The following is a 19,145-nucleotide window of genomic DNA, read 5'->3' on the forward strand; positions in this document are numbered from 1 at the left end:
CAAACAGGCACGGCGGATGCCGTGCCTGTTTGGCGTTAACCTGCCGTGAGGTGGGGCGGGCTTTAGTCTTTGTCCAACGGCGTCATGCTGACGGACGAGAGGTAGTTGAGCAGGGCGATGTCGTTCTCGACGCCCAGCTTCATCATCGCCGATTTCTTCTGGCTGCTGATGGTTTTGATGCTGCGGTTGAGTTTCTTGGCGATTTCGGTCACCAGGAAACCTTCGGCGAACAGACGCAGCACTTCGCTCTCTTTCGGCGACAGGCGTTTGTCGCCATAGCCGCTGGCGCTGATTTTCTCCAGCAGTTTGGAGACACTTTCCGGCGTGAACTTCTTGCCTTTCTGCAGGGCGGCCAGCGCCTTCGGCAGATCGGTCGGCGCGCCTTGTTTCAGCACGATGCCTTCGATATCCAGATCCAGTACCGCGCTCAGGATCGCCGGGTTGTTGTTCATGGTCAGCACGATGATCGACAACTGCGGATAATGACGCTTGATGTATTTAATCAGCGTGATGCCGTCGCCATATTTGTCACCCGGCATCGACAGATCGGTGATCAGCACGTTGGCGTCCAGCTTGGACAGATTGTTGATCAGTGCGGTTGAGTCTTCGAACTCCCCAACGACATTCACCCATTCAATTTGCTCAAGTGACTTCCGGATGCCAAACAGTACGATAGGATGGTCATCAGCAATAATTACGTTCAGGTTATTCATGTTGTTGGCTACCTTGCTTCAGCAGTCTGCTGACGAAAAAATCAATCTGACTGATGTTATTCTCGATCTCGGGCGCATCACCTTCTGCGATGCGCTGTTCTAACGATTCGCACAGCTGCTTGCCGGGAAGCAGATTTAACATGGCAAACACGCCTTTCAGGCGGTGTGCGGTTTGTGACAGCGCATTGAAATCACTGCTGCCCGCCTCAGTATACAGTTTTTTGACATCGTCGGGTACTGTATCGACAAACAGCCCATAGTAATCACTTGATTTCAATTGTTTTTCATAGAGTTGGATATCTTCTGAGCTCAATGAAAGCGGGCTTTCTTCCTGTTCCAGCGCGGCCATTTGCTGTTCGATCAGCATCAGCACGGCGTCGATTAATGCGCCGTTCAGATTATAGTTCACCCGAATGTAGCGTTTATCCAGCGCTTGCCAGCCCGGCTCATCGGTCGCCAGCAACAGGGTGTAATCATCGGCGCGCTGCGGGTTATCGGTCAGCAGCACGTCATAATCGCGGTTGACCGCGCGATCTTCGGCGACGAGGCAGTCGGCGCCATAGGCCTGCAGCAGACGGGTCACGATGCCGCGCACTTCATCTGACGTGATGTCCAGCAAGGCGGTGACGCCGTCGAGCAGCTTTTCCTGCTCCTGCGGCTCTTTTTTCTCCATCTCCATGGCGACGCGAATGGTGTAGCGAGTGCCGATATCCACCTTGCTGCGAATGTCCAACTGGCCGTTAAGCTTCTTGCACAGCTGATTGCACAGGAAGAAAGTGAGGCCGGAACCGTGGTTGAAGCGATCCACCAGCGTCTGGCTGAGGAACGGATAGTTAAGGTTGCTGATCTCTTCGTTGGAGATGCCGGAGCCGGTATCGTTAATTTGGAAAATCAGGCGGTCAGGGTGCTCGGGCTCATGGTCGATAACCAGAGAAACCTTGCCGCAGGCGGTGGTGATAATGGCGTAATGCACCAGCAGCGAGATCACCTTGCGCAGCGCGTTGGCATCGCCGATATAGTTCTGCTCGACGTCCAGCTGGAAATGCTTGAACAGTGCCAGCCCCTTCTGATTAAGGGCAGGCAGGGCCTCAAGCAGCAACTCGTCGATCATCGCCGTCGGGTTGAACGGTTCGCGCGTGGGTTGCCAGTCCTGGGTTTCCAGCCGGGTCAGCAGGGTGATGTTATCGATCAACTCCAGCACCGAAGCCGACGCCGCCGTCAGCTGGCCCAGCAGCGCCTGCTGTTGTTCCTCATCCGGCCGGCTGTGCAGACGGTCGACCAGATCGTGCATCTGGCGCACCGGCTGATTCAGTTCGATGCCCAGGTTGTGCAACATCAGTTTGCGCGCCTGCACGTTCTTGTCGTATTCGCGCCGCGCCTGCTGCAGCCGCTTGTTCACCATCACCTCTTTATCCTGATCGTGCATCAGGAACAGGTAGGTGTCCGGCGACAGCTGGCTGCGGAAAATGCGGATTTCATACACCTCGTTGTTGACCGTCGCCTGGATCACACCGTGATGCTGTTCGGCCATATGGGCGATCTTTTGCAGGCTGAGGTGCGGCAGCAGGTGCTCGGCGATTTTGTTGCTGGCGATCACCGTATTGTTGGCGAAGCTGTAGACCAGCAGGCCGGAGGGCAGGCTGGAGACGATCTCCTGATTCAGCGCGCGCTCGGCCTCCAGCTCTACCGCCATGTTTTCGCTCGGGCGAATGTACTGGCGGCGGATAAAGTAGATGCTCAGCATCGACAGCGCCAGCAGCAGCAAGTTGACTGCGATCAGCCAAATGTTGTTGCGCAGCAGATCGATGGCCAGATTGATGGCCGAAACGCGATACATCACCTTCAGCGGCGCATTGGGCAGAGCGGCGCTGAACTCCACCCAGCCGCCGCTCATCGTCGCATGGGTACCGAGGACGGTTTCCGCCGGGATGGCGCTATCGTCGAGATCGACATCGTCCGGCAGCAGCAGGAAATTGGCGCGGGCCAGATTGGCCGGAATGATGTCGTTGATTGGCAAATCGAAGGCGATCACCGTCGCCAGATGCCCCGGCTGATTGAAAGTGGTGCGAATCGAGAACGAATAGGCGTTCTGGAAGCGCTGCTTGCGCAGGTCGGAAAAGCTCTCGCGTTCGTCGAGCATATTGGCCTGTTGCAGCATCTCGGCGCGGCGTTCGTCCGCCGAGGTGGTCAGGTAGCTTTCCCGAAAGCGCGAAGCCAGCTCTTTGAGCGGCTGGGTGGTGATCAGGCTGAGGCTATTGTCCTGACCATTGAGGTAATACATGGCGTAGTTCTCGGTCTTGGCGCCCCAGCGGGTGTCCAGGTAGTCCGAGATGTTGGCGATCATCGCCAGCGTGTTTTCGTCATGGCTGCCGAAGATCACCGCGTCGGTTTTCTTGTGCGGTTTCTCGACATAATAGACATCGGGCCGCAGGCGGGTTTCCTGCAAACCGGGATCGACATTCTGCGCCGGCGCATTGCCGAATTTGTCATAGACCTGATAGGTCATATAGCGGTAGGCATCGATACGCTTTTGCAGCGAACCGGCGATGCTGTTCAGCGTGTACTTCTTTTCCGCCAGCCAGGCGTTGGTGTAGTTGTAGCCATACAGGCCGATGCCGATCGTCAGCAGCACGATAAACAGCAGGAAGCAGCGGGTAATGTTGCTGGAGCTTATGGTCAATTGTTTATTTTGCATAGTGGCTGCGCATTCCTGAATCAGCGAGTGACGGCCCTGGCGCTGGCGGCCACCGCCAACAGCAGAGCGGCTACGCAAGCGAAGGCCACCGTCAGGCTGGAAAACTGAGCGACAAAGCCGATCAGCGCCGGGCCGGCCAGAATACCGGCATAGCCGACGGTGGTGACGGAGGCGATCGCCAAGTTGGCCGGCATGTCGCGCTGGTTGCCTGCGGCGCTGAACAGGATCGGCACGACGTTCGAGGCGCCCAGACCAACCAGCATGAAACCGACCAGCGAAACGGTAGCGTGATTGAAGGCGATGGCCAGGCTCAGGCCGAGAGCGGCACACAGGCTGCCCAGCAGCAGCACCCGGTAGCGGCCCAGCGAGTTCACCACCCGATCGCCATTGAGCCGGCCAAGCGTCATGGTGATGGAAAACAGCGCATAGCCCAGACCGGCCTGGCTGTGTTCGACGCCGCGCAATGTGGTGAGAAACAGCGCGCTCCAGTCGAGCATCGATCCTTCCGCCAAAAACATGATAAAGCACAAAATGCCGATGAACATCACCCAACCGCGCGGCAAGACGAACATCGGCCCGCCGTCATCGGCGCCGCTCTCACGCAGCAGATGGCGGCTGGCTAGCGTCAGCAGCGCGATCACCGCCAGCACGGTGAGCAGGGTGGATTGCAGCGGCGTCAGCCCCAGCCACAGCAGCGCGCTGACGCCGCCGGCGCCGGCAATGCCGCCGATGCTGAAGAAACCGTGAAAACCGGACATCATCGCCTTGCCGCTGGCGCGTTCGACGATCACCGCCTGCACGTTCATCGCTACGTCGATCATGCCGATCGCCGCGCCGAACAGCAGCAGCGCCGCGGCCATGCCGCCGAGGGAGTCCATCAGCGCCAACAGCGGCAGATCGATGCACAACCCGAGCCCGGCCATCAGGATCACCGCACGGCAACCCAGTTTGCCGGTCAGGAAACCGGTCAGCGGCATCGCCAACATGGAGCCGGCGCCGATACAGAGCAGCAACAGGCCGAGCGAGCCGTCATCGATACCGATGCGCGCTTTGGCGAAGGGGACCAGCGGCGCCCAGGCGGCCATGCCGAGACCGGCGACGAAAAAGGCCAGACGGGTGGCGATCTGTTGAGGAACGCCGGGCGTTTGCTGTTCATTGCACAAGGTGGCTGTCATGTAAGCGTCAGGATCTTGGGTCAAAAGAATGGTGAAAGTTACTGACAGTTTTTATCACAATCCGCGATCCGGGTCGAAAATATTCGTGCCGGACACATCCCTGGCACCGCCTCTGCGCACCAGCCACAGCGCGATAGCCTGGACAATATAGTCCTTTTGCTGTTCGTCCAGTGCGACGCCCTGCGGTATGCCGTGCCACTTTTCCAGACAGCCTCGGCAGCAGGTGGCAGTGGCGTGCTGGGCGACGAACACCGGGTGGCCACGCATCGGGGTTTGCTTGCCGTCGTTTTTAGGGTGGGCGGCGGCCAGGCGGCGGTCGATAAAATCGCGGGCATGGCTGAGGATCAGCGGCAATCCCTTACCCTCGAGATAAGTCTGGTCCTTGGCATTTAAACGGAAGCGAGCGCGGAAGGGGGAACTTTGCAGCCGCCGCCACAGCACGTCGGGTTGAAAGGGCATCATGAATTTTACTCGCTGAAGGTGCGCTTTTTTCAGATTACCAGAACTGAATCTCTGCGGCTAATTGTGCCTGCGGCGGGAAATAATCGATGAGATAAAGCACGAAATGAAAAGCAAGTTCAATTTGTAGGCTAAAATAAGGAAAAAGATTAGCAATTAGTGCGAAAGTAAATTAATGAAACTATATCATTAGGTTATTTATTTGCGTGCTATTTGTACGGGCTGAAATTGTGAGGAGGGTAGGGAGGAAAATAAAAAACCGGCCAGAAGCCGGTTAAAGGAATGCAGAAATTATCTTCGGATAATGAAGGTAATAATGAAAATAATGATGATAGCGAGGTGATTATAGCGGCTGCGCGTGGTTCGCGTTTTGGCACAATGTGCTTATTGTCTCGCTCAATTGTATGGTTGGCTTTTTTTTCTTAAAGATATGTATAACTACATGATTTTTTATCAGTTAGTCTATTTTTTATCTTTAAGTGCTTTATTTTGTTTGTCTGTAATGTTTTGTGAAAGTTCGCGCGTATTTACATTTTGAAACCTTTATTAATTACAATGAAACACTATCGGATACTTGGTATCATTTTCTTTCTGGATTAATATAACCCTTGTTACCAGAATGGTAATGCACAGTCGTGCTAATAATGCTCGAAAAGGGCAGTGGCCGTAGCTCGACATAATTAACGAGGATAATAACGATGAAACTTCGAGTACTCTCTCTGATGGTACCCGCACTGCTGGTTGCAGGCACAGCAGGCGCGGCGGAAATCTACAACAAAGACGGTAATAAACTGGATTTGTACGGTAAAGTAAACGGGCTTCACTATTTCTCCAGCAACAACGGCGTGGACGGCGATCAGTCTTATATGCGTTTTGGCCTGCGCGGCGAAACGCAAATCAGCGATCAGCTGACCGGTTACGGCCAGTGGGAATATCAGGCGAACCTGAACCACGCTGAAAGCCAGGACAACAAGAACTTCACCCGTTACGGCTTCGCCGGTCTGAAATTCGGCGACTACGGCTCCTTCGACTACGGCCGTAACACCGGCGTGCTGTACGACGTCGCGGCGTATACCGACTTGCAGCCTGAGTTCGACGGTATGACCTACGGCGCCGACCAGTTCATGTTCCAGCGTTCCAGCGGCCTGGCGACCTACCGTAACAATGATTTCTTCGGTCTGGTTGACGGCCTGAACTTCGCCCTGCAGTACCAGGGTAAAAACGGCAACGGCGAAGAGACCAACAATGGTCGTGACGTTCTGGGCCAAAACGGCGAAGGCTACGGCATGTCCATGAGCTATGACATGGGCTACGGCATCAGCGCCGCGGGCGCCTTCTTCAACTCTCGCCGCACCAGCGAGCAGAACGGCGGTAACGGTCACCAGAACATCATGGGCCGCGGCGATAAGGCGGAAGGCTACTCCGGCGGTCTGAAATATGACGCCAACGACGTCTACCTGGCGGTGATGTTCACCCAGTCCTACAACGCGGCGCGTTTCGGCAGCTCTGCCAAGGATGATGGTGCTTACGGCTACGCCAACAAGGCGCAGAGCTTCGAAGCCTATGCGCACTACCAGTTCGACTTCGGTCTGCGTCCGTTCGTCGGCTATAACCAGACCAAAGGTAAAGACCTGGGCCGCGCCGGCAACGGCAAGGACTACGGCGATCAAGACCTGGTCAAATTCGTCGACCTGGGTGCGACCTACTTCTTCAACAAAAACATGTCTACCTATGTTGATTACAAAATCAACCTGATGGACAACAACGACTTCACCGACGCTGCCGGCATCAACACCGACAACGTGGTTGCCGTGGGCCTGGTTTACCAGTTCTAAGCACCAGCGTGTGAATCACACAGCGCGGCCTTCGGGCCGCGTTTTTTTTGCTGGTAAAAAGCACGGATTGATCCGTTGTCGGCTCGGGAAGCGCTTTGGCTCGCCTCCGTTCGACCTACGCTGTCAGAACGGAAAACAGAGCGGAGGCTATTATGGAACTCAAGATCGACAGGGTGATAGAAACGGTGCTGTACGTCAGCGATATTGAACGCGCGGACGCGTTTTACCAGGAGGTGCTGAAGCTGCCGACGATGGTCGCCAACGAACGGTTTCGCGCCTACAACGTCGGCGATCGGAGCGTACTGTTGTTGTTTATCGAAGGTGATTCGCTGCGCGGGGCGCACTACCCGACCGGGTTTATTCCTGCGCACGATGGCGTGGGGCCGGCGCATATCGGGCTGGCGGTGGCGAAAGAGCAGTTGCCGCACTGGGAACGGCATCTGGTGGCCAACGGCGTGGAGATTGAGGGGCGGATGCGCTGGGAACACGGCGGGGAGAGCATTTATTTTCGCGATCCCGACGCCCATCTGTTGGAACTGGTGACGCCGGGCATTTGGGCCAATTACTGATCGAACCCGCCTTGCGCCAACATGTCCAACGCGGCATTCAGCACCTGCAGCGCGGCCTGCGGTTGCCGCTCTATCTGCACTCTGACGATGGCGCCGTCGATCAGCATCGCCAGCATTGCCGCCCGCTTTTCCCGCTGTGGGCCGGCGGGCAGGTGACGCGCCAGTTCATCCGCCATTTGCCGTTTATGCCGGCCGGCGATTTGCAGGCTTTCCGGCAGCAGATCGGCGATTTCCACCGCCGTATTGATAAACGCGCAGCCGCGAAAGCGCGGATCGTCGAACCATTCCGCCAGGCAGGGCGCCAGCGCCGGCAGCAACCCGCCGCTCTGTGCCACATGGCGATCCAGCGCTGTGCTGAACCAGGTGAGCCACTGCTGGTGGCGATAGGCCAAAAACGCCGTAATCAATTCGTTCTTGCTGGGAAAGTGGCGATAAAACGTCACCTTAGTGACGCCTGATTCCTTGATGATGCGATCGATGCCGGTGGCGCGGATCCCTTCCTGATAAAACAGATCGTGGGCCGTCAACAGGATGCGCTGGCGGGCGGGTAAGGTATTGCGATCGGCGGTCATCATTTTCTCCCAGGCTATTTTCGAGTGATTGTAGACAACTCTGTCTACATGCGCTAGCGTAATAATGTAGACAGAGTTGTCTACATTATTACGCAGGAGATGATCATGAGCATTAAACCCCCATTGCCGCCTTTCACCCGTGAATCGGCCAGCGAAAAAGTGCGGTTGGCGGAGGATGCCTGGAACAGCCGCGATCCTGAGCGGGTGTCGCAGGTCTATTCTCTCGATACCCATTGGCGTAATCGCGCAGAGTTTGTCGACGGCCGCGCGGCGGTGGTCGCATTTTTGCAACGCAAGTGGGCGAAAGAGCTGGAGTATCGGCTGATTAAGGAACTGTGGGCGTTTGACGGCGCGCGCATCGCGGTGCGTTTCGCCTATGAGTGGCGCGACGATTCCGGCAACTGGTATCGCAGCTTTGGCAACGAAAACTGGGAGTTTAATCAGGATGGATTGATGATTAACCGCCATGCCTGCATCAACGACATGCCGATTCGCGAACAGGATCGGCGTTTTCATTGGCCGCTCGGTCGGCGCCCGGACGATGTCCCGGCGCTGAGCGACTTCGGTTTCTGATCCTACTTAGCGGTAGTAGTGTCGCAGCTCGGCGTGGATGGCGGAAATCAGCCGCTTTCGCCACTCCGGCTCGCCTTTTCGGTATTGAGAAAAAAGGTGACCGATAGCCAGGTTATCGCTAATCGGCAGCGCGCTTAACCCGTGCTTGTCGGGCTGGGCGGTAAACCATGGTTGAGGCACTACCGCCAGCAACGGCGCGCGGCGCAGCACCGGTGGAAGTTGTGCGTAGTCGGCGCAGTTCAGGGCAATGCGGCGGTGCAACCCCTGGCGCTCAAGCTGCCGATCCAGCTCGTTTTCCGTTTGTGGCCACGGATGGCAATAATAATGCGCGTAATCCGCCAGTTCGCTGAAGGCCAGCGCGCGTTTATCTTGCAGGACTGGGTATAGCGGCGGGCCATACAGCGCAATCAGGCGAGTGCGCCCAAGCGCTTCATAATGCAGTGCGCTGGTGCGTTGTTGATGATCGCCCACCGCCAGCACCAGATCGACGCTCCCCTCAAGCAGCTCTTCGCGCCAGGCGCGTCGTTCAAAGTTTTGGCAGTGAATATCGGCATGGCAAGCGGCGCCCTTTTCCGCCAGCAAAGGCAACAGAATAGGGTGCAGAGCGGGGGGCGCCACCAGCGTGAAGCGACGCGGCGCCTGCGGTTGTTGGCCGAACATTTCACTGTCCAGCGAGGAGAACAGCGGCGCCAATTTGTCTTTCAACGACAGTGCAAACAGGGTGGGAACCTGGCGATGGCCTTCTCGGCGAAACAGCGGGTCATCCAACACTTCCCGCAGGCGAGCCAGCGCATGACTGACGGCGGAGGTGCTGATGCCCAGCCGCTCGGCGGTTTTACGGCTGGAACCCGTTACCATCAGCAGATACAGCACTTTCAGCAGATTCATGTCCATTTGTAGAATATTCATCAATTGTCCTTTTTTTAATTGAATACTGTTCAATATAAGGCCGAGTATACTCCTGCCCGGTTGACACAGACAGAAGAGAAAAATGAAAAAAAGCATGCATTATCTGATGGCGATGGCCTTTTCCTTGAGCTTCTCCACGCAGGCGAAGTTAGACCCGGCGCAGCCGTTGTCTAGCGCTCCGCCATACTCGCTGTTTGAAGAGTGGGCGCAGCCGATAGCGCCGTTCCAGATCTTTGAGCAGGTGTATTACGTCGGCACGAGCAACCTGTCGTCGGTATTGTTGAGCACGCCGCAGGGATTGATTTTGATCGATGCGGGGTTGGAGAGCAGTGCGCCGGGCATCAAAGCGAATATCGAACGGCTGGGGTTCAGCATTAAGGATCTGAAATATATCCTGAACAGCCATGCAAGGCTCGATCAGGCCGGCGGCATTGCGCAGCTGAAACGCTGGAGCGGCGCGAGGCTGGTGGCCAGCGCGGCCAATGCGCGCCAGTTGGCGTTAGGTGGACGGCAGGATTTCGCGTTGGGGGATTCGCTCACTTTCCCGGCCGTGCAAACGGATATTGTGGTTGCCGATGGCGACAGCATCACCCTTGGCGGCCTGACGCTGACCGCGATGATGACGCCGGGGCATCTGCCGGGCGCGACGTCGTGGTTGACCACGCTACGGCATAACGGCAAGCCGTATCGCTTTATCTATGCTGACAGCCTGGCTACACCGGATTACTACCTGATCGGCAACAAAAACTATCCGCAGCTGATTGAGGACATTCGCGGCAGTTTCGCCCGTTTGGCACGGGTGCAGGCGGATATATTTATCGCCAATAAAGGGACGCGTTTCGCTTTAGCCGACAAATGGCGGCGTTTGCAGGCCGGCGATACGCAGGCATTTATCGATCCCGCAGGGCTGCAGCGTTACGTGCAGGAGTCACAGCAGGGGTTTGAAGAGCAGCTGAAACGACAGGAAAACGTCAAACGCTGATCGACGAGCGTAAACCGCACCGATCGACAAACGGGAATTTGTAGAAAAGCCTTTCCACTTCTAGACTTAGGGGACAACAAACGTACTCCAAGAGGACAAGCTATGACGAAGAAGTTGGTTTTGGCCGTCGGTACTGCAGCGGTATTTTCCATTCTTGCCGGCTGCACCGCCTATGACCGTGCAACCAGTTATGTCAATGAGCCGGTGGTCAGCGATGTCAAAGTAGGGATGACCAAGCAGCAGGTGCGGGCGATTGCCGGTCCGCCGTCGACGTCTGCCACGCTGATTCATGCGCAAGGCACTTGCGATACCTATGCTGTCGCGCCGCGCGATGGCAAAGTGCAAACGTACTTTGTCAGCTACAACGACACGGGCCATGTCATGAACAAGGGCTATCAAACCTGTTCCGACTACGATTCGCAGCCGAAGTAATCGCGTTTCAGCCGAACATAAAAGCCTCGCTTTTGCGGGGCTTTTCATTTTTTAAGCGTTTAAGGCCTGAAGTTTAGGCAACTGCACCGCCCATGCCATTTTTTTGCATCAAAATGATAGACATTTCATAACGGTATCGCTAATATCAGCGCCCATTGGAAGGATGGCCGAGTGGTTTAAGGCAACGGTCTTGAAAACCGTCGAGTGTAACAGCTCCCAGAGTTCGAATCTCTGTCCTTCCGCCAAATTCAGCCGGCTTAGCTCAGTAGGTAGAGCAACTGACTTGTAATCAGTAGGTCACCAGTTCGATTCCGGTAGCCGGCACCATGACAGAGGCCCCAGCAGCGATGCTGGGGCTTTTTGTTATGGTATATATGCGCTGGAAAAGTGCACACTAACCAACCGATAACCGGATGGGGGAGGCACCGCGTCAAGCCCATTAATCAAGGGCTGAGCGTTTGCTGTATTCTGGCGGTAAAATAGCCGGTTGAGGAGCCCAGCCATCAGGTTGGGTTTATATATCAGTGACCAGCCACTGATCCGCTTCTTCGAACATCTCTTCCAACATTCGGTTCAGCTTCTCACGATCGCTTTTGCTGGCGTCGGAGTTCAGGCCGTTGGCCTGCATCGGTTTCACGCGCACGTCAGCTTCCGGGAACAGCGCATGCACGCGTTTTTCCAGCTCGTTGCGAATAATCTCGGCGGCGTTGGGCAGCCCAGCGACGTTGCGTTTGTCGTACACCAATTCTACAAACATGACTCACCTGTAAATACTGAATTAATGTACAGTATTCTGGCCTGAGGAAGGCCGGTTGGCAAGAGGGGGGGCGGAATTTTGTATGATGCGATCATTCTTGCGCGGCGTGCGGTAATCCCTGCAACTGAATCACTAATTCCGCCAGGCTGGCGGCTTGCATTTTCTCCATCACTTTCGCCCGGTGAACCTCTACGGTGCGCAGGGCGATATTCAACCGCTCCGCCATTTCCCTGTTCATCATGCCTCGCACCACCAGCTGCGCGATGTCGCGTTCTTTCGGCGTGAGCGTGCGGTAGCGGCCGCAAGTTTCATGGCGTCGCCAGGCTTTGGCCGAGACCTGCCGCGCCCGTTCGAGGGCGGCGATCAGCGGTTCAGCGGCGATCGGTTTTTGCAGGAAGTCCACCGCGCCGTACTTCATCTGCTCCACCGCCATCGGCACGTCGCCATGGCCGGACAGGAACACCACCGCCAGCGTGCTGCCGAGGCGGCGCAGTTCAGCGTAGGCCTGGTGCCCATCGAGTTTCGGCATCCGCATGTCCAGCAAGACGATCCCGGTCTGAAACAGATCGGCCTGCGCCAAAAAGTCGGTGCTGTCATTCCAGCATTGCACGTCGTGGCCGAGGCTGGTCAGTAAAAAATGGCAGGCGTCGGTGACGGCGACGTCATCATCCACCAGATGAATTAGCGGCATGGTTTTCCTCATCGTTAAATATGAAATGCAGGGTGACGCATAGCCCATTGCGGCTGTCGGGGGCGGGGCGGTTAGCCAGTTGGATCTCGCCGCCGCCATACCGGGCCAGGCGGTGGCAAATGGCCAACCCCAGCCCCATGCCGCCGGCCTTGGTGGTGTTGAAGGGGCGGAAAGCCTGCTCCAGCCCGGCCGCGCTCATCCCGCCCGCGTTGTCCTGCAAACGCACATCGAGCGCCCGTTCGTGTTCGTCGGCGGAAAGCCAGACGGCGTTGGCGCCGGCCTGCGCCGCGTTCAGCAGCAGGTTCGCCAGCAGCTGTTCCAGCAGCGCCGGCGGCAGGGTTAGCGTCAGCGAAGGTGCCACGTTGTTGAACAGTTTCAGGTCGGGGTAGCGTTGCGTCAGGCGCAGCAGTGCCCACACCCGCTCGGCGGTTTCGTTTATCGAGATGGGGCGCCAGCTCGCCTTGTCTACCTTCTCGGTGGGGGGCTGCACCCACTGGCGCAGGTTATGAATCGTCTCGCCGCCGCGCTGCGCCTGCCGATCAATATTTTCCAGCGGCGTCAGCAGCGGGTGCCCGGCGTCCGTTTTGCGCAGTTGGATCAGGCACCCTTGCGCATAGTGGCGAATGGCTGCCAGCGGCTGGTTGAGCTCATGCGCAAAGCCGGAGGCCATCTCTCCCAGCACGTTCAACTGCCTGGCGTTCTCCAGCGCCTGCTCCTGACGGCGCAGTTGTTCTCCGGCATGGAGCAGCTGTCGCCCACGCCGGCGCACCAGCAGCGCGATCCAGATATGGTTGACGATCAACAGCGCCAGCACCGCCAGCGACAGGCTGACGGCCGTCTGATGCTGGATCAGCCAGCTCTTGATATCCAGCCACAGGCGCCGCTGTTCCGGGTGCTGATTGACGGCGCGCAGCAGCGCTTCCACTGCGCTGGTCGAGGCCGGTGCGCCCCACTGAAAGGGAGACTGCGGCGGTGCGGTCAGCAAGGCTCTTGCTACTGCATCCACCAGTGAGTTATCCAGACCGGGCAGGGCGGCGAACGACCAGTTGGGATAAAGCGGCGTGCTGGTGACGCAGGGAACCGATGTGGGCCGTTGCAACAGCGGGCGAAAATCCGCCGGGTTGATCAAGCCTTCCCGACCCATTTTCTCCAGCAGACAGACGGGAACGATAGCGGCCTGAATGGCGCGCTCGCGCAACAGATAGAGCAGGGCGTCGGCAGGGAACCCGGTAAAGCGCAGGTGAAAATCGCGCTCGGGCCGCATACCGGCATCGCTGAGCGCCTTATAGCCGGTCAGATAGCCGCCGAAGGCCTGCGGAGCGATGGCGCCCACCGTTTTGCCCATCAGCGCCTGCGGCGTCGTTATGCCGCTGTCGCGCCGCACCAAAATCACGCTGCCGATGATGTTGCCCGTTGCCCGATCGCCGTTGGCGGCGCGCAACGACGCCAGCCAGCGCAGATGATAGTGGCTGTTCAACTGCACGAACTGCGCCGGATTAGTGACCACGAACTGCACGCTGCCCCGATTGACCGCTTCGCGCATCTGCGCCAGATCGAGCGGCTGCAGGCGGAAGCGCTCACCGCCGACGCTGCCGTTGAGCCTGTCGATCAGCGGCTGCCAGTCACGCGCGGTCGCCGCATCGCCGCGCATCGCCAGCACGCCGACCGACCACTCGCCCGCCTGTGCCGCCATCCCCCAGCCGAGACTGAGCAGCAGTAATAACACGACCCTCACGGCCCCTCCTGATGGGCAATCTGCCTGCCGTCACTTGTTTTAGATCAACGTTAGGTCCGGTATGTGGTTAACCACAATAGAGCTGAGCCCAATGTCATTTTTACACTGTAAATCATCGACATTGTTTATTCATCTAACGGGCATCAATAGCGTGATCGGGGTGATGCCCAGGACGTGGGAGAGGCGCATGGATTTCGGTAAACGGCAGTTTTTACAGCGGCTGGGCGTGTTGACGGCGGGGGCTTCGCTGATCTCCGTGGCGGAGGCCGGGCTGACGTTAGCACCGACGCGGCGCGAGGGGGATGCGAGCCGCCGTTACGCGATGCTGATCGACCTGCGGCGCTGCGTAGGGTGCCAGGCTTGTACCGTGAGCTGCGCCATTGAAAACCAGACGCCGCACGGGGAGTTTCGTACCACGGTAAACCAGTATCAGGTCAGCCTCGAAGGCGAAGCCGCTGCGACCAACGTGCTGTTGCCCAGGCTGTGCAATCACTGCGACAACCCGCCCTGCGTGCCGGTATGTCCGGTACAGGCCACCTTCCAGCGCGAGGACGGGATCGTGGTGGTCGACAACAAACGCTGCGTGGGTTGCGCCTATTGCGTACAGGCCTGTCCGTACGATGCCCGTTTTATCAATCACACAACCCAAACGGCGGACAAATGCACCTTTTGCGTGCACCGGCTGGAGGCGGGATTGTTGCCGGCATGCGTGGAGTCGTGCGTGGGAGGGGCGCGGATCATCGGCGATATGCGCGATCCGCACAGCACGCTGAGCAAGCTGCTGCGGCGCCACGAGGTCGAGATAAAAGTCCTCAAGCCGGAGAACCAAACCGCGCCCCACGTGTTCTATCTGGGGCTGGATGACGCCTTCGTCACGCCGCTGCCGGGGCGGGCGCAGGTCGCCTTATGGGGAGAAAGACGATGAGCCGCCAACTGATGATCGCAGAAGTGCTGAGCCAGCCGCAGGCGGTGAGCTGGCTGCCGTGGGCCGTACAATATTTCTTCTTTATCGGCATCGCCGCCTGCGCCGCGCTGCTGGCCTGCGTGTGGCGCTGGCGCGGTGGAGATAACGCCGCGCATCTGGAGCGCATGGCGCTGTTTATCGGGCTGACGTGCGCCATTACCGCGCCGCTGGCGTTGACCGCCGACCTGCATCAAACCGCCCGTTTCTGGCATTTCTACGCCTACCCGACGCCCTGGTCGTGGATGCCGTGGGGCGCGCTGTTCTTGCCGCTGTTTACCCTGCTGATCGGCCTGTGGTTTATCGCGATTGAATTTACGCGGCTGACGGGCAGACCGGTTGCGCTGTTGCGTGGGATAGCGCCCGCCTGCGCGCTGGTGGCTATCGGCCTGCTGTTGTACACCGGGCGAGAGGTTTCCATCGTGCGCGCCCGCCCAATCTGGTTCAGCTACGGGTTTCCGATCGTGATGTTCCTCAGCGCGCTGCAGGCGCTCTTGGCTTTGCTGCTGCTGGCGATGCGCGAACGGCCCGGTCAGCAGGCGCCGCTGGCGCGCGGGATGTTGCTGACACTGCTGCTGCTCGGCGGGGCGATCCTGCTGTGGGTATGCGGCGATACGTTATCCGGCGCGGCGGTACGCCACTGGCTGCAGACGCAGGCGATGGCGCGCCAGTATGCCGCAGGATGGATTGCGCTGTGGGGGCTGACGCTGGCGTGCGCCGCCTGGGCCGGCTATCGGCGCTTGCCGCGCGCCGGTGCGCCGCTGCTGGTGGCCGGTGCTCTGGTGCTGAGCTGGCTGATGCGCTGGACGCTGTTGATCGAGGTACAAACCATCCCGAAATACAGCGCGTCTAACTCCTCTTATAGCCTGCCGCTCGGCACTGACGGTTTGCTGGCGATCGTCGGCACCTTCGGCTTGTGGCTGGCGTTAATGATCATGGTGCGTGAAGCACAGGCGTTTTTACTGCGGAGAAAACAACATGGCTAAACTCACCCGGCGTCAGTGGTTGAAAGTGGGCCTGGCCTTCGGCGGATTGTCCGCTTTCGGCCTGAGCTATCGCGAAGTCGCCAAACGGGCGATCGACGGCTTGATTCACGGCACCTCAGGGCGGGTGACTCTGGATCGCATCAACGGCAACTCCCTGTCGCCCGAAGGGCGGGCAATGCCGGAATGGCAAGGCAATCCGCAACAGGCCATCTCGATGACCCAGTGTTTCGGCTGCTGGACGCAATGCGGCGTGCGGGTACGGGTGGACAGGCAGACCGACCGGGTATTGCGCATTGCTGGCAACCCTTATCATCCGCTGTCTCAGGAACGGCACGTCGACTCTGCGTTGCCGCTGCAGGATGCGTTGGCGCAGTTGGGTGGCGAACGCGGCCTCGATGCCCGTTCCACCGCCTGCGCACGCGGCGCCACGCTGCTGGAGGGGCTTTACAGCCCGATGCGCGTGCTGGAGCCGATGAAGCGCGTCGGCAAACGCGGCGAGGGCAAGTGGCAGCGCATCAGCTTTGAGCAGTTGATCGCCGAAGTGGTGGAGGGCGGCAATCTGTTCGGCGAGGGGCATGTGGACGGTCTGCGGGCGATCCGCGATCTGGAGACGCCGATCGATGCCCGACGGCCGGGGCTGGGGCCGAAAGCCAACCAGCTATTGGTGACCAACGCCGGTGACGACGGGCGCGATAGCTTCCTGCGGCGCTTCGCCCAGAACAGTTTCGGCAGCAAAAACTTCGGCGCGCACGGCGCTTACTGCGGGCTGGCCTACCGTGCCGGTTCCGGCGCGTTGATGAACGATCTGGACAAGAACCCGCACGTGAAACCGGACTGGGAACAGGTCGAATTCGCGCTGTTTATGGGGACCTCACCGGCGCAGTCCGGCAACCCGTTCAAGCGCCAGGCCCGGCAATTGGCCAGCGCCAGATTGCGCAGCGAATTCCGTTATGCGGTGGTGGCGCCGGCGCTGCCGCTGACCACCACGTTGGCGGACGATCATGGCCATTGGGTCCCGATATTGCCGGGTACCGACTCGGCGCTGGCGATGGCGATGATCCGTTGGATCCTCGACCACCGGCGTTATCAGACCGATTATCTCGCCATCCCGTCTGAGGCCGCCATGCAACGCGCCGGCGAGAAGAGCTGGACCAATGCCACGCATCTGGTGATCGCCGAGAGCGAGCATCCGCGCGCGGGGCAGCACCTGACGCTGGCCGATCTCAACGGCACCGGGTCGGCGTCACCGCTGGTGGTCAACGGCGCGGGTGAGCTGGTGGCGGCCGAGACGTGCGACAGCGCCGAGCTGTGGGTAACCCGTACGGTGACGCTGTACGATGGCGCGCAGGTGGAGGTGAAAAGCGGCTTCCAGTGTTTGAAAGAGGCCGCCGACAATCTGTCGCCGGAGGCGTACAGCCGGCAATGCGGTGTGCCGGTGGCACGCATCGCGGCACTGGCCGAGGCCTTTACCGCCCACGGGCGCAAGGCGGCAGTGATCGCCCATGGCGGGATGATGGCGGCGAACGGGTTTTACAATACCTGGGCGGTGATGATGCTTAACGTGCTGATCGGCAACCTGAGCCTGGCGGGGGGCGTGTTCGTCGGCGGCGGTAAATTCAACGGCTTCGCCGAGGGGCCGCGCTATAACCTGGTCGAGTTTCCTGGCCTGGTAAAACCGAAAGGGCTGAATATCGCGCGCAGCAAGGCCGCCTATGAAACCTCCGACGAATACCGCGAAAAAGTGGCGGCGGGCATTTCGCCTTGGCCGGCCAAAGCGCCCTGGTATCCGTTCGTCGCCGGGCAGTTGACCGAGCTGCTGACCTCGGCGCTGGCAGGGTACCCGTACGGGCTGAAAGCCTGGATCTCGAACATAACCAACCCCTTGTACGGTATCGCCGGGTTGCGCGGCGTGGCGGAGGAGCGGCTGAAAGATCCGGCGCGTTTGCCGCTGTTTATCGCTATCGATGCGTTTATCAACGAAACGACGGCGCTGGCCGACTATATCGTCCCGGACACCCATAATTTTGAGAGTTGGGGATTCAGCGCCCCCTGGGGCGGCGTCGCCAGTAAGACCACCACCGCGCGCTGGCCGATAGTGACGCCGGCGACTGCGCAAACGGCGCAAGGGCAGCCGATTTCCATGGAGGCGTTTTGCATTGCCATCGCCAAACGCCTGGCATTGCCGGGGTTCGGCGATCGCGCTATCGGCGACGGCCAGGGCGGGCTGCTGCCGCTCAACCGTGCGGAGGATTATTATCTGCGCGCCGCCGCCAACGTGGCGTTTGCCGGCAAGGCGCCGGTGCCGGCCGCGAGGGCGGACGAACTGGCGCTGAGCGGTGTCGATCGCTTGCTGCCGCAGCTGGCGCAGACGCTGCGCGCCGATGAGATCGACCGCGTGGCGTTTATCTACAGCCGCGGCGGCCGCTTCGCCGATCACGACAGCGGCCGCCGCGACGGCAGCGTGGGCAACCGCTGGGAGAAACCGCTGCAGATCTGGAATGCGGAAGTGGCGAAGCACCGGCATGCGATCACCGGCGAGCGTTTCAGCGGCTGCCCCACCTGCTACCCGGCGCGTTTGTCGGACGGCCGCGCGGTGGAAGCGCTCTACCCAGAACGGCAGTGGCCGCTGCGCCTGATGTCCTTCAAATCGAATGTGATGAGCAGCTCCACCGCGGTGATCCGGCGCCTGCACGACGTGAAGCCGGTGAACCTGGTGGCCTTGAACCCGGCGGACGGGGCGCGTTTCGGTATTCAACACGGTGATTGGGTGCGCATCAGCACGCCGGGCGGCAGCCGCGAGGCGCAGATCAGTTTGCTGGCGGGGGTGATGCCCGGCGTGATCGCGGTGGAACACGGCTACGGCCACCGGGAGATGGGGGCCAGCCAGCACTACCTGGATGGCGAACCGCTGGCGATGGATGAGCGCATCGCCGCCGGCATCAACCTCAACGATCTGGGGTTTGCCGATCCGACGCGCGAAGTGCCGAATACCTGGCTGGATTGGGTGACCGGTGCGGCGGTGCGTCAGGGTATTCCGGCGGCGATCGTTAAACTTTCCGCGTAAACGGCAGACGAAAAAAAACCTGCTGTAACAGCAGGTT

17 protein-coding genes and 2 tRNA genes are annotated in these 19,145 nt (G+C 59.2%); 10 read left to right on the forward strand and 9 right to left on the reverse strand.

What is annotated here, in order from left to right; translation table 11 throughout:
- Positions 1-62: 62 nt before the first annotated feature.
- From rcsB to ACMGF9_RS07040, 4 genes are read right to left on the reverse strand one after another with little or no spacing between them, the layout of a single operon-like run.
- A complete protein-coding gene (gene rcsB, locus ACMGF9_RS07025; protein ID WP_004935900.1) occupies positions 63-713 on the reverse strand; it encodes a response regulator transcription factor RcsB in 651 nt (216 codons plus the stop codon).
- On the reverse strand, positions 706-3,408 hold the full coding sequence (gene rcsD, locus ACMGF9_RS07030; protein ID WP_015378555.1) for a phosphotransferase RcsD: 2,703 nt from the start codon (positions 3,406-3,408) through the stop codon (positions 706-708). Before rcsD ends, rcsB begins: the two co-directional genes overlap by 8 nt.
- 20 nt (positions 3,409-3,428) lie before the next feature.
- Complete coding sequence (locus ACMGF9_RS07035) at positions 3,429-4,583, reverse strand: MFS transporter (protein ID WP_015378554.1); 1,155 nt, start codon at positions 4,581-4,583, stop codon at positions 3,429-3,431.
- Positions 4,584-4,637: 54 nt separating this feature from the next.
- Complete coding sequence (locus ACMGF9_RS07040; protein WP_015378553.1) at positions 4,638-5,045, reverse strand: DUF4186 domain-containing protein; 408 nt, start codon at positions 5,043-5,045, stop codon at positions 4,638-4,640.
- A 695-nt stretch (positions 5,046-5,740) separates the two neighbouring features.
- Here ACMGF9_RS07040 and ompC point away from each other — a divergent pair.
- Positions 5,741-6,877 carry a porin OmpC gene (gene ompC / locus ACMGF9_RS07045; RefSeq protein WP_015378552.1) on the forward strand — a complete coding sequence of 379 codons (1,137 nt, stop codon included), beginning with the start codon at positions 5,741-5,743 and terminating at the stop codon, positions 6,875-6,877.
- A 152-nt stretch (positions 6,878-7,029) separates the two neighbouring features.
- Complete coding sequence (locus ACMGF9_RS07050; protein ID WP_015378551.1) at positions 7,030-7,446, forward strand: VOC family protein; 417 nt, start codon at positions 7,030-7,032, stop codon at positions 7,444-7,446.
- Here ACMGF9_RS07050 and ACMGF9_RS07055 read toward each other — a convergent pair.
- Positions 7,440-8,018, reverse strand: a complete 579-nt coding sequence (locus tag ACMGF9_RS07055; protein ID WP_088381795.1) for a TetR/AcrR family transcriptional regulator — start codon at positions 8,016-8,018, stop codon at positions 7,440-7,442. The genes ACMGF9_RS07050 and ACMGF9_RS07055 overlap by 7 nt on opposite strands.
- A 105-nt stretch (positions 8,019-8,123) precedes the next feature.
- On the opposite strand from ACMGF9_RS07055, the gene ACMGF9_RS07060 reads away from it, so the two are divergent.
- Complete coding sequence (locus ACMGF9_RS07060) at positions 8,124-8,591, forward strand: DUF1348 family protein (RefSeq protein ID WP_004935882.1); 468 nt, start codon at positions 8,124-8,126, stop codon at positions 8,589-8,591.
- Between the two features lie 6 nt (positions 8,592-8,597).
- Here the strand turns inward: ACMGF9_RS07060 and ACMGF9_RS07065 are convergent, their stop codons facing one another.
- Entirely contained in the window at positions 8,598-9,500 is a 903-nt protein-coding gene (locus ACMGF9_RS07065; protein ID WP_015378549.1) for a LysR family transcriptional regulator, read from the reverse strand.
- A gap of 82 nt (positions 9,501-9,582) precedes the next feature.
- Between ACMGF9_RS07065 and blaSPR the strand changes: the two genes are divergently transcribed.
- The 4 genes from blaSPR to ACMGF9_RS07085 all read left to right on the forward strand — a co-directional run bounded on the left by blaSPR (position 9,583) and on the right by ACMGF9_RS07085 (position 11,241).
- The gene (gene blaSPR / locus ACMGF9_RS07070) at positions 9,583-10,482 is read left to right on the forward strand and encodes an SPR family subclass B3 metallo-beta-lactamase (protein WP_021505933.1); all 900 of its coding nucleotides are present in this window, start codon (positions 9,583-9,585) and stop codon (positions 10,480-10,482) included.
- A gap of 102 nt (positions 10,483-10,584) precedes the next feature.
- Positions 10,585-10,914 (forward strand): osmotically-inducible lipoprotein OsmE, encoded by a 330-nt coding sequence (osmE, locus tag ACMGF9_RS07075; protein ID WP_004935874.1) that lies wholly within the window; start codon positions 10,585-10,587, stop codon positions 10,912-10,914.
- 157 nt (positions 10,915-11,071) lie between these two features.
- A tRNA-Ser gene (locus tag ACMGF9_RS07080) sits at positions 11,072-11,159 on the forward strand.
- A gap of 6 nt (positions 11,160-11,165) precedes the next feature.
- A tRNA-Thr gene (locus ACMGF9_RS07085) sits at positions 11,166-11,241 on the forward strand.
- Between the two features lie 187 nt (positions 11,242-11,428).
- On the opposite strand, the gene ACMGF9_RS07090 is transcribed toward ACMGF9_RS07085, so the two are convergent.
- The 3 genes from ACMGF9_RS07090 to ttrS form a co-directional block, all read right to left on the reverse strand.
- Positions 11,429-11,671, reverse strand: coding sequence for a DinI family protein (locus tag ACMGF9_RS07090; RefSeq protein WP_004935803.1), 243 nt, complete (start codon positions 11,669-11,671; stop codon positions 11,429-11,431).
- Positions 11,672-11,762: 91 nt separating this feature from the next.
- Positions 11,763-12,362: a tetrathionate respiration response regulator TtrR gene (gene ttrR, locus ACMGF9_RS07095; RefSeq protein ID WP_021505932.1), complete on the reverse strand. Its 600-nt coding sequence runs from the start codon at positions 12,360-12,362 to the stop codon at positions 11,763-11,765.
- Positions 12,337-14,055, reverse strand: a complete 1,719-nt coding sequence (gene ttrS / locus ACMGF9_RS07100) for a tetrathionate respiration histidine kinase TtrS (RefSeq protein ID WP_414160631.1) — start codon at positions 14,053-14,055, stop codon at positions 12,337-12,339. Before ttrS ends, ttrR begins: the two co-directional genes overlap by 26 nt.
- A 229-nt stretch (positions 14,056-14,284) precedes the next feature.
- Here ttrS and ttrB point away from each other — a divergent pair, with 229 nt between their 5' ends.
- The 3 genes from ttrB to ttrA are packed head-to-tail and all read left to right on the forward strand — an operon-like array spanning position 14,285 to position 19,108.
- Complete coding sequence (gene ttrB / locus ACMGF9_RS07105; protein ID WP_015378545.1) at positions 14,285-15,022, forward strand: tetrathionate reductase subunit TtrB; 738 nt, start codon at positions 14,285-14,287, stop codon at positions 15,020-15,022.
- Positions 15,019-16,044 (forward strand): tetrathionate reductase subunit TtrC, encoded by a 1,026-nt coding sequence (ttrC, locus tag ACMGF9_RS07110; RefSeq protein WP_015378544.1) that lies wholly within the window; start codon positions 15,019-15,021, stop codon positions 16,042-16,044. The genes ttrB and ttrC overlap by 4 nt, the downstream gene beginning before the upstream one ends.
- Entirely contained in the window at positions 16,037-19,108 is a 3,072-nt protein-coding gene (gene ttrA, locus ACMGF9_RS07115; RefSeq protein ID WP_414160624.1) for a tetrathionate reductase subunit TtrA, read from the forward strand. The genes ttrC and ttrA overlap by 8 nt, the downstream gene beginning before the upstream one ends.
- Positions 19,109-19,145: the final 37 nt, after the last annotated feature.

This window comes from Serratia sp. BNK-23, assembly GCF_047456145.1.
GTDB classification, from domain to species: domain Bacteria; phylum Pseudomonadota; class Gammaproteobacteria; order Enterobacterales; family Enterobacteriaceae; genus Serratia; species Serratia nematodiphila.